Source organism: Paucilactobacillus nenjiangensis (assembly GCF_008632615.1).
In the GTDB taxonomy this organism is placed as follows: Bacteria; Bacillota; Bacilli; order Lactobacillales; family Lactobacillaceae; genus Paucilactobacillus; species Paucilactobacillus nenjiangensis.
On the sequence record NZ_CP043939.1, the window covers coordinates 548,615 to 563,326 of the forward strand.

Here is a 14,712-nt window from a genome sequence, read left to right on the forward strand (position 1 = left end):
CTCGTTTGCTATCTATATGTAAAAATATTGAGTATCATTATCGCAAACTAATTCCAATGATCCCAATCACCATGATAATCAAACCGGCTAATTGCCATCCACCTGGGATTGCGTGCCCTAAGAACAATACACTAAGGAGGACCGAAAAAACGACCTCCATGGATTGTGTGGCTTCGACTTTGGCCAGGCTCGGCATGTGTTTGGCAACCATTGAAGTGGCTTGGAAAAATAGTACGGTAGCTACGACTCCAGATGATAGAGCCACACTGAAGGTATTTTCTAGCATGCCAACAGTGGGGGCACCAGCTTTGAAATAACTGATGATGGCCAGAATAATCCAGGTTGGATATGAACAAATCAGCATTCCGAAAACTTTTTCGACACCATTTACTTCAGGACTAGCAGCCATTACTTTCCGATTGCCTAGGGGATATGAAATGGCGGCAATTAATAGACTAATCAAACTTAAACCTAAATGCGCAATTCCATTCAGCTGTTGTGAGTAATTGATGACCGTTAATAACACGCCTGACAAGATTAGTACGGTCCAAGGGAGTGAACGATAGGGAATCTTTAAACGTTGATATTTAACGACTGAATTATCGATAATGGGGACTTTGACCAGCGGAGTCAGTAAGACGCCACAAATGATGGTAAGCTGCCAAGTGCTGGAGACTAGCCATCCTGGTAAATAGAGACTGGCTAAGCACAATGGAGCATAGAAGAGGACGAAACAAAATTGACTCCAAATCAACCAAGACCATTTGTGGGCGCTAATAGATTTAAAAACTTTTTTGAAGGAACTATGAGTCAGTGGGAGCCACATGACGATTAACATCATGGGCAAGGTCCATAAGTAACGCAGAGAGGCAGTCCAAAGCCAGTAACCGTGACTATTCGCCATCACCTCATTTAGTACGAAAGTAAGTGAGAAGAAGAATGCGGAAATAATCCCAATAATAATTGCAGTGTAACTTTTAGTCCGCATCAGTTCACCGGCTTTCAAATTTATATGTATGTAAATCATCTTAGCAGTCTCAATATCGACAAGCAAAGACAATTAAAAAAACCTTCTTATCCAAATAAAAACGGGTAAGAAAGTTATTTTTGTAAAGAATTATAGTAATTTTAGTAAGTCAGAGGGGTGTGTGAGTTTGTAATCAGCATCAGCTAATCGTTCTGGCATTGCAGCACCCCACATTGCACCGGCAAATTTAATTCCAGCGGCATGGGCAGCTCTCATATCATTAATTGTATCACCGACGTAAACGGAATCTTCAGCAATACCGTTACCTTCTTTAATCCCTGCGAGAATTGGATCTGGAGCAGGTTTATGGTTTTTCGTGTCAGAGGCAGTGACTGCACCACTGAAGTATTTAGCAATTTCAAATTTTGGAATGAATTCTGCTTCATATTCGTCCCGAACTTTAGAGGTAGCGACAATCAACTTAACCCCATCTGCATCGTTGAGTTGAGCCAAAGTGTCATCAACACCATCAAAAGTATTGATAGTCGCATTTTGTGCGTAGACTACTTTGTACCATTCATCTTCAATCGCTTGTCGATCTGCTTCAGGGACACCAATTTGTCCGAGTGCGTCCGCAGCGGTAATCCCAAAGAGTGGTTTAGTTTCTTCATGAGTGATGTTATAACCATGCTTAGCTAAAACAGATTGTAATGGTAATAAGTACATATCCATTGTGTCAATTAAAGTGCCATCTAAATCAAAAATAAAGTTTTTCATGTAAGGTTCTCCTGTCAGTATTGATTACTTCTATGATACCAGAATTAGCGTAATCAGCAACCGGTTACAATGCTTATCTAGTATAATAACTAGACAAAAAAGGTACATCTCGGGGATGAGATGTACCTTAATTTAATGAAAATTATTTTTCAATATCTTGTAATTTTTGATTATCATCCAAGGCAGAAGAACCTTCTGGATCTTTATCATCTTTCCAAGCCATTGCATGCCACTTTTGTTGAAGTAGGAACATTGATAGCCAGAGAAGTGCGAGTGAAATCGCAGCGATTAAGATTAAGACGAGAATTGAATGTGTCACAACTCCATTTCCAAGGCCAGATGTGATTGCTTGGCGTAAGCCGAGAATCGAGTAGGTCATTGGAAGGTATGGATGAATTGCGTTAAAGAATGAATTCGTGACTTCCATTGGGAAGGTACCACCTGAACCACCAAGTTGTAACATCAAGATAACCATTGAAATCAAACGACCTGGGTTATCAAATGCCATCGCAAGGAACATGACTAGATACATCGACGTCAGCGAGAATATCGTTGTTGTCAAGAAGAATGTTCCAATATGATCGACTTGTAGTCCAAATGCGATAATCAGGCCAGATTCAATTACTGCTGAAGCAATGGCGACAAAGGCACCGACAGTGACTTTACTCATGAACCAAGCAGTTGAAGACTTGCCACGCATTGAAACTTTCCGAATTGGGAAGGCAAAGTTGAAGACAATTGCGCCAACATACAAGGCCACTGACAGTACATAAGGAGCCAAAGCATGACCATAGTTAGGAACAGTACTATATTTCTTATGTGAAAGTTTCGTTGGGTCAGCGAACATTTTAGCAGTATTCTTTGAGGTATGAATACCGTTAACTGTTTTGCTACCAGACTTAAGAGCTTTCGCTAGAGTACCAGAACCAGAACTAAGCTTATCCGCACCACTAACAAGTTCAGCAGATTTACCATTCAAGGTACTTGTACCATCAGCTAATTGGTTCACACCTGAGACCAGTGTTGGTACTTGTGTATTCAATTGACCAAGTGCTGTTGACAAAGTATTAGCACCAGAGTTTAACGCACTTGAATTGTTATTCAAGGTTGTTGTACCGGCGTACAATGTTTGAGCACCATTATTTAATTGACTAATGCCAGATTCAAGTGTCGAAATTTGACCAGGCAAGCTATTGAGGGTGGCTTGTGTTGATGGATCGTTGAGGGCTGACATAATTGGGGTTACATCATTCATCAATGATTTTGCGTCAGTCAAAGTTGATTCCAATTGGGGAAGTTGACTTTGCAATGCCTGAACTTTAGTTAATTGTGGTGCGATAGAATTAACCGTATCTGTGACACCTGTCAATTTAGTACTGAGTGCAGTTAATGTTTTTTGAGTTGATTCTATTTGAGTACCATTATCTTTTTGTAAACTGATAATTTCAGCCAGTTTAGCTTGAGAGGTTGTGCTTAGCGTATTAGAAGAATCTTGTAATACTGTTGTGGCATCTTTTGCTGAGGTAGTTGAGTTGCTACCAATTTTCGTGAGATATTGCGTCAATGCAGTGTTGACAGCTGACAATTCAGTCTGCATTGTCGACATGCTAGATGCTAAACCAGATAATTTGCTGAAAGCAGTTTGAGTATCACTACTTGTTAGCGTATTTAATGCATCAGTCGTACTAGAGTTATTGAGTGTGCTTGACACATTAGCTGCTTTTTGAGAAATATCAGAAACATTGAGACCATTCAACATACTAAACAAACTTGAATTGGTCAGTGCTCCCATTGAACTTGAAACGGAACTGTTCAAGGTATTAGTACCAGCAGCTAATTGGCCTGCACCCGTATTCGCTGATGAAACACCAGCCGTATATTGGCTGATTCCAGAAGCTAAGGTGTTTGATCCGGTCGACAATTGTGAAGCAGCTGAAGGTAAGGCAGAAACAGATGTTTTCAGAGTTTGGACACCATCATTGACGGTTGAAACGGCAACTGTATATTGTTTAACACCATCAGTCATGGTGACTAGTCCATCATCAAGTTGCACGGCACCCGTTGAAGCAGATTTGAGTCCTTTACCCAGTGTCTTCACTTCGCCAAGCATGGTGCTGGCATAGGCATTAGTGACAGCGGTGCGAATCGATTTATCAAGAGTAGTCATCCCGACGCTACTCATAACTTCACCAATGTAGTTTAGTGAATCGTTAGTTTCATACTTCAAATTCATTTTCTTTGGATGTGAATCTAATACACTGGCGGCATTCTTAGAAAAGTTCTTTGGAATAGTCACAACCGTATAATACTTGCGGTCTTTTAATCCTTCGTGAGCTTTTTTAGCAGATACGAAGTCCCATCCTAGAGAATGATTCTTTTTCAATTTTGCTTCGGTATCAGCACCGACATGTAATTTTTTACCCGCATACGTCACGCCTTGATCCTGATTGACCACCGCGATTGGTAAATTTTGTGTATCTCCGTATGGATCCCAAACTGATTTTAGGAAGAACACACTATACAACAATGGAATGAAACAGATGGCAAAGACTGACAAAGCAATCAGCCGGTTCTTACCAATAAATTTCCATTCATTTTTAATCATTTCCCACATAAAACATTCCTCCATGCCAAATTCTAATGAAATTAATTAGTTGTTAAGTGTTGAATCACGCTGTTAAATAATTGCACAACTTCCTTACGTGGAATGTCGTAATTATATTCGTCGCAATAAACAAAAACTCCGGTCAACGCTCCAGCTAAGATGTACGACATCATGTCTGGATTCTTGCTGCGATGTAATAAATCAATCAGATTGTTAGTCCCTGAATCCGGTCGTTCCAGGATGATTTTACCGATTAGAGTTAATAAGTCTAGATTAATACTATTATTGCCACCGATGATGGAGATATTTCTGAAGACGGCCCGATTATCAATGATAAAGCTGACAATCTGATCTACTAAGTCAGGGTTGTGGCTTTCACTGATGTTTCTACGTAACATCGTTGATAAAGTTTGTTTTAATAAATCGACCTTATCATCAAAATAACGATAGAAACTGCTGCGATGCATCAATGCCACACAACAAATCTGATCAACAGTTACCTCCGCAAACGGGGTTGTCGCAAGAATTTCCCACAAAGCGTTTTCGAAATCTCTAGTAGTTCTGTTCGCTTTCATTTTTCTCCTCCATAAGACCAATACCAATGAATAGAACTAAAACAACATGGAATACTATATACTGTCTAATTCTAAAACAAAAGGTTCAAAGTAAAACTAATGTCTCAAATTAAGACAATTATCGCAAAATGTCTTAAAAAACACAAAAAAAGAATCCCAAAATTGAGATTCTTCTGTGAAGAGTTCAAATTAATTTCGTGATTTTTTCTTGAAAATAAGATTAATCATCAAAGTTATCTGATTCCACATCGCGAATGAAGGTTGCCAAATGATCGTAGTAAACAGGTGCGTTATCAATCATATGATGGTGACCACCATTTGGTGTGGTTGCAAGGCGAGCGTGAGGGATTTGTTCAGCCATCCGTTTGGCAGTGGCCAATGGCATTGTTTCATGTTCACCAAAAGTCACAAGGGTTGGCATTGAAATATTCTTAATTTGATCACGAACGTCCCATTCCTTTAACTTACCAGTCACAACGAATTCGTTATCGCCTTGGAAGACGCCGTAAACGTCAGTGGCCATCGTACTTGATAAGTGAGAAATAGCAGCGGGTTGCTTACGGTCAACGTAGCCTTCATTTAAAATATCGACATACCCTTGATAACGGTCGTTGTCGTAATCATTTTTAGCTTCGCATTCTTTCATGTAAGTAATAGCTTCTTCAGGTAGAGCTTCTTCACGAACTTTGTTGATGTTAACCACGTATTCATCGATATTATCAGTCATTGATGAAATGATGGCACCTTTCAAATGTTCACCGTACTTCAAAGCATACATTTGAACTAAAGCGCCGCCCCAGCTTTGACCAATCAAGTAAAAATGGTCGATACCTAACTTAGTCCGAACTTCTTCAACTTCATCCAAGAAATAATCGTAAGTGAGATATTTTTCAGCAATTTTCGGATCTGAGTAATCTGGTTGATCTGAATAAAATGAACCAAGTTGATCATAGGTGTGAACTGTTACGTTCAAACCTTGAGCTTTTAACTGTTTGGCTGTGTCTTCCCAGTATTCATGTGTGCCACCGGGCCCACCATGCAAAGCAAGCAGATGAATATCACCAGTGCCTTGAGTATTAGTCCATAAATGGTAGCCGTTATTTAATGTAATGATTGTGGTTCCTTGTTTCATATTAATCACCTTTTCCTAATATTGATGAAATAAGTGTAGCGCATTTAAAAAGAGATTGCCAATGAGCTATCGGTCTGTTAACCTAAAATAAAATAAGGTTAACGGAGGCGAAAAAACGTGGATACAAAATCAACAGTGCTTGCGTATCTAAATCAACATGCAAATCAATGGGTGACTAGTGCGGAGTTAGTCGATGAATTAGGGGTTTCCCGTACTGCCATTTGGAAAGCTATTCAACAGTTGCAGGCTCATGGGCAAACAATTGAAAGTCAATCTGGCAAAGGCTATTTATATTCGCGCGGTCTCAAACTGAGTCAAGCGATTATCGAATCTAGCATTAAATCAGATTGGCAAGTTGAGGTTTATGACGAAATTGATTCTACCAATATTCGCGCTAAGCAATTAGCTGCCACTAATCCGGGCCAGCTAACCGTCGTGATTGCCAATCAACAAACCGCAGGCTATGGACGCTTTGGTCGTAATTTCTTTTCCCCCGGAGAAACAGGCTTGTATCTTAGCTTTTTATTACCGATTAATGGGCAAATTAATCCAGGCAAAATGACCACTGCCACAGCCGTGGTGATTGCACAAGTATTGGAAAAATTATTTGGCGTAACGGTCGAAATCAAATGGGTGAATGATTTAATTGTTAATCATCATAAAGTGACCGGCATTTTGTCTGAAGCTGTCACTAACTTTGAAACCGGTACACTATCGAGTGTCATTGTCGGTATTGGGATTAACTTAGTTGAAAATGATTTGCTTGCGCCGGAATTAAAAAATAAAGTTGGCGCCTTAACGACACAAAAAAAGCAACTTGATCGGAACCAAGTTGCTAGTGAAATTATTGATGCTTTTGATACAATGTTGCCAACCTTAGATGATGGTAACTTTATGGATGAATACCGTCAACGCAGTTTGGTAATCGGTAAAAATGTTGAAGTTAAAATTGGTAATCGAGTTTTGACTGGTGAAGTGGAAACCATTAATGACGATGGCGCTTTATTATTAAAGACTGCTACCGAGGTAGTCACCGTTAATGCCGGAGAAATTACTAAATTGAATTTACAGGAGGGTGACTATCGTGGATAGAAAGAGATTAAGAGGTTTAATCTGGTCGGCAGAACTCGTTATTTTCCTCGCACTGTGTTCACAAGTGGTGATTCCATTGCCATTGGTACCCTTAACGGGGCAAACGTTCGCAGTGGGCCTGTTGGCTTCCCTGGTGGATTATCGAATTGCCAATTGGACGTTGATTGGTTACATCTTACTAGGTTTGATTGGAATTCCCGTGTTTGCTAGTGGCACTAGTGGTGTGGGTATCTTGTTTGGGCCAACTGGCGGGTTTATCTTTGCCTTCTTTGTTCAAGCTTGGATTGTAATTGGTTTGCGTCGCAAAAATACGGTGCCATATTTAATTGTGGGTAACTTAATTGGGGCGCTGGTTCAGTTGGTACTTGGAACGATTTGGTTGAAGTTTTTCAACCAGATGGCTTGGCCCGCCGCGTTTATTGCCGGTACAATTCCATTCTTGATTCCAGCCGTCATTAAAGCTGTCCTGGCGAGTGTAGTTGCTCGCGCAGTCTTAGTTAAAATTAAGATTCCGCTGAATATGGGGCAACGCTCGGAATAATCAGTGATGATTCGTTGGTTTCGATGGTATATTTAATGGCTTCAGAGTTATCTAATTGCGTCATACTAAAATCAGTGCCAAAAACAATTAAACCAATCAAATGACCAGCTGGAATATGATGGAAAATTGGTTGTAAGTCAAATTGTAAGTCGACGAGTTGATTAGGGATTAATTCATCAACTTGGGCGGGAGAGATCCTGTTTTGTAAGTTGATATGACCAAATGAAATCATTTTAAAATCAGTTTCTTTAGCTGCAAGGGTAAATTCACGTAAGTCATCTTCGCGCCACTGATGACCAAGTTGAAGGCCCTTTTTTTGTAGCATAGTTGGACTAATATTGAAGCGTTTTTGTAATCCGAAATCAATTAATTGTGCACTAATTAATCCGTGGTCAATGGATGATGAAACTGACAGTTTAAGGGTTGGCGTACCGCGAAGCAGCAAGTCTTCCCGCAGTGGCACGGTCATAAACCGGAGTTTAGCTGGATCATGGATTTGCAAAATATCATTTGGTTGAGCTAAATCAGTTTGCCAATTGTTTGGTTCCTTCGAAAATTTTTCAAATTCAGCGTTGGGACATTTATCCACAAATGAGACTGTTGCACTGGTGGTTAGCTTTTCTGTTCCCAGTCCTTGTTCACCAATCGTAAAGAGTTCGGTTGGTTGATTTTCTTCCCATTCGGCGTATGTGTTCCAAGTTTCTGGAGTGACATTGTCTTGCACAATTAAGTCAGGTAATTGTGACGCATCATTATCGACATCGTAAAGTTTATTGGAGAGCCATAAGTTGACGATATCGGTATAGTCAATTGAACGAAAGGCGTTAATGTAGATATGTTCACCTTGATGCAAAATTAACTTCCGGTCAACATTGACACTGGATAAGGCATCCCACAGTGCCTTGACTTGATTAGGTTTAACATTCCAGTCGTTTAATCCTTGGACCATCATAATATCGGCGTTGATGTTTTTAATATCTGGCCGGTAGTTTCTCTGTGCCCAAAAGCCGTTGTAATTACCAGTAATGCGGTCCATGTCACTTTGCATTTTGGTCAAATAATCATTGAAATAGGTTTTAATTTGTTGGTAATCGGCTGGATTTTTGGTACGACTCATCGTTTCAGCAGCTAAGACATCAGCATCTTCGCCTTGGAAGCCACCCGGAGCAATTACTAATCCATTTTCGCGGTAATAATCGTACCAGCTTGAGATGGCAGCTTCACTGATGATAGTTTTCAGTCCTTCAACGCCAGTCGTAGCAGCGGCGGTTGCCAGGGTACCCAAATAAGAACGGCCAGTCATCCCGACTTTCGCATTAGACCACCAAGCTTTGATTTCGGTAGTACCTTTTCGCGTGGTGTACGCTTTTCGTTTACCAGTCAACCATTCAATTACGGCAATGGTTGCAATGGTTTGTTCCGGTGAGCCGCAGGTTTGAATGCCATCAGAATCTTTAGTTCCAATCCCGGCAGCATAAGCTACCGCAAAACCACGAACAGCTAAATAATCATTGAGGGTATACGAAGCTTCCCGAGTGAAAGTTTCTGTAGCCGTCCGAGCTTCCTTACTTGGATGTTTAGTAGTAAATTCCTGGTTAAAGTTTTCCGTGGTATTCATATCGGGTTGACCAGTTTTGTGTTTGATTGGCACTCTGACATCATGCGTGGCTTTCGTGCCCCATTCGTCGTTAGTCCCTTGATTGTATGGGCTAGCAGTATAAACGGTTGGTACCTTTAATCCTTCATTCGTATCGCTAGGACGCAGTATTTCAACTTTGAGTAAATCGGCTTGGCCATCATTATCCGTATCTAGTGGAGCTTCAACGTAAACGACTTCGCGAATTAGTTGGACTGGATCAAACACCGCCAACGCTTTTCCGTTGAAAAAGATGGGCTTTTGCGTGGCTGGTAAAGCATATAGGGGTGTCAAAAAACCGCGAGCGGTTAATAAATCAAGGTATGTTTGGCCATTCTTGGTGTGTGTATTAAGGAGTAAATACCATGCGTCGATTAATTGACTTTCATTCCACGTCGTAGCCGTTAAAAATGGGAGCTGAATAGTTTCCATCGCTGCCAATGGATGTTGAAGATCAAAATCAACGTCGGGTTCAAATTGTAATAGTTGTAAGGCGACTAGATAGAAAATATCAGTGGTTATCGGCTCATCATCTAAAATAAATTGCAGGAGATTTTTAGTCGGTGTCGCTAATAAATTCTCCAAGTTGGTTTGCATGGTTTCTTCATCCGTTGTTTCTGGAAATGACAGGGTTAAAAATTGATTCCAAAGACTCGTCACGTTAATGGTGGGTTCTCCAGTTAAGAAACCAATGGTCGTTAATTCGTTAATTTTTTGTTGGTGAGTCCGTTTGATAATTGCAAATTGATTATTTTTCATAATATCTCCTTGATTTGAGTGAAAGTGTTGGTATCACGCTACAAAATACGTATAATTAATTAGGATAAGTGTAACAGAGAGAACTGAATTGCGGTAGGCAAACAGTTCGCTGAAATGGGGGACAAAATTGGCAAATCCAATTATTGAATTTAAAAATATTAGTAAGAAATATGATGATACACCAGTCCTAAAAAAGATTGATTTTGAAATTGAATCGGGTAAATTTTATACTTTGCTGGGCCCTTCCGGGAGCGGTAAAACAACGATTTTACGAATGATTGCGGGCTTTGAGGATCCAACCAGTGGTGAAATCTTATTTGAAGGTAAACGCATTGACTTAACACCAGCTAATAAACGGCCAATTAATACGATTTTCCAAGATTACGCACTCTTTCCACATCTCAATGTGAGCCAAAACATTGCATTTGGCCTCGAATTAAAGAAAATGAGTAAGACGGACATCCAAGCAAAAGTGGCTGAATCATTACGGATGGTGCAATTGAGTGGTTATGAAAATCGTGAGATTGACGCCTTGTCTGGTGGCCAAAAGCAGCGGATTGCAATTGCCAGAGCGATTGCTAATGAACCCAAAGTGTTGTTGCTTGATGAACCACTATCGGCGCTAGACCATAAGTTGCGGAAGGAAATGCAAGTTGAACTGCGGGCCCTCCAACAACGATTGGGGATTACGTTTATCTTTGTGACTCATGATCAAGAAGAAGCGTTGGCCTTAAGTGACCAAATTTTTGTCATGAATGATGGACGCATTTTACAAAGTGGCACACCCGTGGATATCTATGATGAGCCAATTAATCATTTCGTCGCAGATTTTATCGGTGAAAGTAATATTGTGCCGGGTACCATGACGGCGGACTATTTAGTCCATTTTGATCATAAAGATTTTGAATGTGTCGATGCGGGGATGCGACCAAACGAACCAGTAGAGATTGTCATTCGTCCTGAAGATTTAGATATCACTTCGGCTGATAAGGGTAAGATGCAAGTGACTGTCGACTCACAATTATTTCGTGGGGTCGATTATCAAATTACTGGCCATGATGCTGATGACCATGAGTGGACAATCAATTCAATTCATCAAACCACGGTTGGTGCACAAGTCGGGTTAGTCTTTGATCCAGAAGACATTCATATCATGCGCTTTGGTGAGGATGAAGAAACGTTCGATGCCCGTTTAGATAGTTACGAGGAATAGGTGATGGGGATGCAGAAAAAATCATTTTTTATGGTTCCATATCTAGCGTGGATTGCCTTATTTGTCGTTGCACCGATGGCCTTAATCTTGTATCAATCGCTATTTGACATTACCGGTCATTTTACGTTTAGCAATTATACTTCGTACCTTGAGTCGACGACCTATTTAAAAATGACCTTCAATTCGATTTGGTATGCCTTTTTAATTACGTTTTTTACTTTATTAATTAGCTATCCAACGGCATACTTGTTGAACCGCCTCAAAAATAAACGTTTGTGGTTGTTATTAATCATTTTACCCACTTGGATTAACCTCCTACTTAAAACATACGCATTTATTGGCCTTTTTAGTCAAAATGGTTCGGTAAATGATTTTTTGCGGTTTGTTGGGGCTGGTTCACATCAAATTTTGTTCACTGATTTTAGCTTTATTTTCGTTGCTTCCTATATTGAAATTCCGTTTATGATTTTACCGATTTTTAATTCCTTGGATGAAATTAATCCGTCATTGATTAATGCGAGTCGTGATTTAGGAGCCAGTGCATGGCAAACCTTTAAGCGGGTGATTGTGCCTTTGACGATGCCAGGAGTTAAGTCTGGGTTTCAAGCGGTTTTTATTCCTTCCTTATCACTCTTCATGATTACCAGATTGATTGGTGGAAATCGCGTGATTACGTTAGGAACGGCAATTGAAGAGCATTTCTTAGTGACGCAAAACTGGGGGATGGGTTCCACAATTGGCGTGATTTTGATTATTGCGATGTTCGTGGTGATGTTCTTGACTCGTGAACGCAAGAGTAAAGGAGGTCAATCGCGATGAAAGCAAAGTTTAAGTTGAGTAATTTATATTTAGTATTCGTCTTTATTGTGATTTATTTGCCGATCGCGTATCTAATCTTTTACTCGTTTAATACGGGAGCCACGATGGATAAATTCACTGGCTTTTCCATGAAGCACTACACGACGTTACTGTCAGATACACGGATGATCTCAATTGTGCTGAACACGGTGGTGATAGCGCTACTGTCCTCGCTGCTGGCAACACTAATTGGCACATTAGGCGCACTCTGGATTAATCAGTTGAAGCGCCGTTCCGCTAAGAATGCGGTCCTGTCGGTTAATAATGTCTTGATGGTTTCACCAGACGTCATTATTGGTGCCAGTTTCTTGATTTTCTTTTCTTTTTTAGGATTTAAATTAGGCTTTACATCAGTCTTATTGAGTCATATTGCCTTTTCAATTCCAATTGTGGTTTTGATGGTTCTCCCCAAGATTAATGAAATGCCACGCACGATGATCGATGCAGCTTATGATTTAGGCGCTTCAAAGTGGCAAGCTTTATCTCGGGTAATTTTACCAACTATTACCCCTGGCATTTTTGCGGGTTATTTTATGGCGTTCACATATTCACTAGATGATTTTGCGGTGACATTCTTTGTGACTGGGAACGGCTTTTCAACGCTTTCGATTGAGATTTATTCTCGTGCGCGTCAAGGCGTTGACTTGGAAGTCAACGCGCTATCGACTTTGATGTTCTTGGTGTCGTTATTATTAGTGGTTGGCTATTACGTCTTGGAACGTTACGGCCATTCACGCCGTGTTAATCGGAATAAGATGATGAAAGGACCGAATGCCCAATGAAAAAATTAATCGCAATCTTCGTTGGCATTTTAGCGGTTTGTGCGGTCATAGCCGGTTTGAATCACCAAATGAATGCCAAAACAACGTCCAATGAAAAAAAAGTTCTCAATATTTATAATTGGGGCGACTATATTGATCCAGATTTAATCACTAAATTTGAAAAGCAAACTGGTTACCACGTGGTTTATGAAACTTTTGATAGTAACGAAGCGATGCTGACTAAAATTAAGCAGGGTGGGACGAGCTATGATTTGACCGTGCCTAGTGATTACACCGTCCAACGGATGATTAAAAGTGGCTTAGTTGCAAAAATTGATAAATCAAAATTAAGTAATTATAAGAATATCGATTCCCGTTTTCTCAATTTGTCGTTTGATCCGAATAATGATTATTCCATTCCTTATTTTTGGGGTACGTTAGGCATTGTTTATAACGATCAATTTGTACAAGCTGACCAGGTACAGCATTGGGACCAATTATGGAATCCAGCGTTTAAAAAGAGCATCATGTTGACCGATAGTGCCCGCGATATGTTAGGCGTGGCGTTGATTACCCAAGGTCATAGTATGAATACAACCAATTACAGTGAACTCAAAAGTGCTCAAGAAAAATTGAATTTGTTAATGCCTAATGTTAAAGCAGTGGTAGCCGATGAAATTAAAATGTACATGAAACAAAATGAAGCTAAAATCGCGGTGACATATTCTGGTGAAGCATCTGAAATGATGTCATATAATAAGCATTTACATTATGTAGTGCCGGATGAAGGCAGTAATATGTGGTTTGATAATATTGTCATTCCAAAAACGGCCAAACATAAGGCTGCAGCCTATGCCTTTATTAACTTCATGTTGGAGCCTAAAAACGCGGCGCAAAATGCTGAATATATCGGTTATTCCACCCCAAATAAAGCTGCATTGAAATACTTACCAGCGGATGTGCGTAACGATAAACAGTTTTATCCAGCTGAATCAACGGTTAAGAACTTAGAAGTTTACAAAGATTTACCGCTGAAAGTAATTGGCAACTATAATGATTTATTCTTAGAATTTAAGATGAGTAAGTAAAAGGCTGTGAAATAAGGGTAATTTTAGTAAATTGTAATAAATAGTTTGAATTAAAATTTATAGCAAAAGGCTGCTCTGCGTGTGAACGAGAGCAGCCTTTTGCTATATAAAATGATGTTGCTTTTAATTTAATAGGTGATTGACCTAGTATTAGTTTTAAAATATTGTTGCAACCGGGCTGGTAGACTGGCATCAAGTAAATTTACGAGTTCATCGACAGGCTCACGTGCACCCGCATCGAGCCATTCATACATGATACTATTTTGACCATATGCATATAACTTGATAGCAAATAAATCTTCTTTTGAAATCTCAGCTCCAAAATTTTCTAATAAATATGCGTGCATGACCTCCACAGACGTATGACAATAAGTCATTTTAAAACTAAACTCATTTCGAGGAGAGAGTAAGTCAGTGTAAAAATTTCGATTTTCTTTAATCATTTCCAATACACGTTTATTAACTTTTGAAAGTGACTCATTTTTGAGTAGATGAGAAAACGAGTCAAAAAGTAAATAGGTCAGTGTGTCTTTAATTAAACATTCACGATCTGTGAAGTAGTAATAAAAGTTTTCGCGTTGCATGTTACTCGCAGTCATGATTGCAGAGACAGAAATTTTTTCTGGAGACTTTTTTTGAGATAGGTTCAAAAATGTTTTAATAATATGTTGTTTGGTTGACTCAGCCATGGCATATGTTACTTTCCAT

General features: G+C 39.7%; 13 protein-coding genes. 6 read left to right on the top strand and 7 right to left on the bottom strand.

Going from position 1 to position 14,712, the window contains the following annotated elements; all coding sequences use genetic code 11:
- Window positions 1-37: 37 nt before the first annotated feature.
- From F0161_RS02725 to F0161_RS02745, 5 genes are all read right to left on the bottom strand, one after another.
- Window positions 38-1,027, bottom strand: coding sequence for a multidrug resistance efflux transporter family protein (locus F0161_RS02725; protein WP_225423180.1), 990 nt, complete (start codon window positions 1,025-1,027; stop codon window positions 38-40).
- Between the two features lie 90 nt (window positions 1,028-1,117).
- Entirely contained in the window at window positions 1,118-1,744 is a 627-nt protein-coding gene (locus F0161_RS02730; protein WP_150203649.1) for an HAD family hydrolase, read from the bottom strand.
- A 142-nt stretch (window positions 1,745-1,886) separates the two neighbouring features.
- Window positions 1,887-4,349 (bottom strand): YhgE/Pip domain-containing protein, encoded by a 2,463-nt coding sequence (locus tag F0161_RS02735; protein WP_150204620.1) that lies wholly within the window; start codon window positions 4,347-4,349, stop codon window positions 1,887-1,889.
- 41 nt (window positions 4,350-4,390) lie between these two features.
- Window positions 4,391-4,924, bottom strand: a complete 534-nt coding sequence (locus F0161_RS02740) for a TetR/AcrR family transcriptional regulator (RefSeq protein ID WP_137601721.1) — start codon at window positions 4,922-4,924, stop codon at window positions 4,391-4,393.
- A 220-nt stretch (window positions 4,925-5,144) separates the two neighbouring features.
- Window positions 5,145-6,056 (bottom strand): proline-specific peptidase family protein, encoded by a 912-nt coding sequence (locus F0161_RS02745; protein ID WP_150203650.1) that lies wholly within the window; start codon window positions 6,054-6,056, stop codon window positions 5,145-5,147.
- 117 nt (window positions 6,057-6,173) lie between these two features.
- On the opposite strand from F0161_RS02745, the gene F0161_RS02750 reads away from it, so the two are divergent.
- Together F0161_RS02750 and F0161_RS02755 are read left to right on the top strand one after the other, a co-directional pair.
- Window positions 6,174-7,148, top strand: a complete 975-nt coding sequence (locus F0161_RS02750; RefSeq protein WP_150203651.1) for a biotin--[acetyl-CoA-carboxylase] ligase — start codon at window positions 6,174-6,176, stop codon at window positions 7,146-7,148.
- The gene (locus F0161_RS02755) at window positions 7,141-7,689 is read left to right on the top strand and encodes a biotin transporter BioY (RefSeq protein WP_225423183.1); all 549 of its coding nucleotides are present in this window, start codon (window positions 7,141-7,143) and stop codon (window positions 7,687-7,689) included. The genes F0161_RS02750 and F0161_RS02755 overlap by 8 nt, the downstream gene beginning before the upstream one ends.
- On the opposite strand, the gene F0161_RS02760 is transcribed toward F0161_RS02755, so the two are convergent.
- Window positions 7,652-10,084, bottom strand: coding sequence for a Xaa-Pro dipeptidyl-peptidase (locus F0161_RS02760; protein WP_150203652.1), 2,433 nt, complete (start codon window positions 10,082-10,084; stop codon window positions 7,652-7,654). The genes F0161_RS02755 and F0161_RS02760 overlap by 38 nt on opposite strands.
- 127 nt (window positions 10,085-10,211) lie before the next feature.
- Here F0161_RS02760 and F0161_RS02765 point away from each other — a divergent pair, with 127 nt between their 5' ends.
- Genes F0161_RS02765 through F0161_RS02780 form a run of 4 tightly spaced genes read left to right on the top strand, consistent with a single transcriptional unit; the run spans window position 10,212 to window position 14,004 of the window.
- Window positions 10,212-11,297 (top strand): ABC transporter ATP-binding protein, encoded by a 1,086-nt coding sequence (locus tag F0161_RS02765; RefSeq protein ID WP_137601725.1) that lies wholly within the window; start codon window positions 10,212-10,214, stop codon window positions 11,295-11,297.
- 9 nt (window positions 11,298-11,306) lie between these two features.
- Window positions 11,307-12,116: an ABC transporter permease gene (locus tag F0161_RS02770; protein ID WP_150203653.1), complete on the top strand. Its 810-nt coding sequence runs from the start codon at window positions 11,307-11,309 to the stop codon at window positions 12,114-12,116.
- Window positions 12,113-12,937, top strand: coding sequence for an ABC transporter permease (locus tag F0161_RS02775; RefSeq protein ID WP_137601727.1), 825 nt, complete (start codon window positions 12,113-12,115; stop codon window positions 12,935-12,937). Before F0161_RS02770 ends, F0161_RS02775 begins: the two co-directional genes overlap by 4 nt.
- Entirely contained in the window at window positions 12,934-14,004 is a 1,071-nt protein-coding gene (locus F0161_RS02780; protein ID WP_150203654.1) for an ABC transporter substrate-binding protein, read from the top strand. Before F0161_RS02775 ends, F0161_RS02780 begins: the two co-directional genes overlap by 4 nt.
- Before the next feature lie 128 nt (window positions 14,005-14,132).
- Here F0161_RS02780 and F0161_RS02785 read toward each other — a convergent pair whose 3' ends face one another.
- Window positions 14,133-14,693, bottom strand: a complete 561-nt coding sequence (locus tag F0161_RS02785) for a TetR/AcrR family transcriptional regulator (protein WP_150203655.1) — start codon at window positions 14,691-14,693, stop codon at window positions 14,133-14,135.
- Between the last annotated feature and the right edge of the window lie 19 nt (window positions 14,694-14,712).

Bases quoted from the DNA above. Each gene is read 5' to 3' on its own strand.
- F0161_RS02725 (WP_225423180.1), bottom strand. From the start codon at position 1,027: ATGATTTACATACATATAAATTTGAAAGCCGGTGAACTGATGCGGACT.
- F0161_RS02730 (WP_150203649.1), bottom strand. From the start codon at position 1,744: ATGAAAAACTTTATTTTTGATTTAGATGGCACTTTAATTGACACAATG.
- F0161_RS02735 (WP_150204620.1), bottom strand. From the start codon at position 4,349: ATGATTAAAAATGAATGGAAATTTATTGGTAAGAACCGGCTGATTGCT.
- F0161_RS02740 (WP_137601721.1), bottom strand. From the start codon at position 4,924: ATGAAAGCGAACAGAACTACTAGAGATTTCGAAAACGCTTTGTGGGAA.
- F0161_RS02745 (WP_150203650.1), bottom strand. From the start codon at position 6,056: ATGAAACAAGGAACCACAATCATTACATTAAATAACGGCTACCATTTA.
- F0161_RS02760 (WP_150203652.1), bottom strand. From the start codon at position 10,084: ATGAAAAATAATCAATTTGCAATTATCAAACGGACTCACCAACAAAAA.
- F0161_RS02770 (WP_150203653.1), top strand. From the start codon at position 11,307: ATGCAGAAAAAATCATTTTTTATGGTTCCATATCTAGCGTGGATTGCC.
- F0161_RS02775 (WP_137601727.1), top strand. From the start codon at position 12,113: ATGAAAGCAAAGTTTAAGTTGAGTAATTTATATTTAGTATTCGTCTTT.
- F0161_RS02780 (WP_150203654.1), top strand. From the start codon at position 12,934: ATGAAAAAATTAATCGCAATCTTCGTTGGCATTTTAGCGGTTTGTGCG.
- F0161_RS02785 (WP_150203655.1), bottom strand. From the start codon at position 14,693: ATGGCTGAGTCAACCAAACAACATATTATTAAAACATTTTTGAACCTA.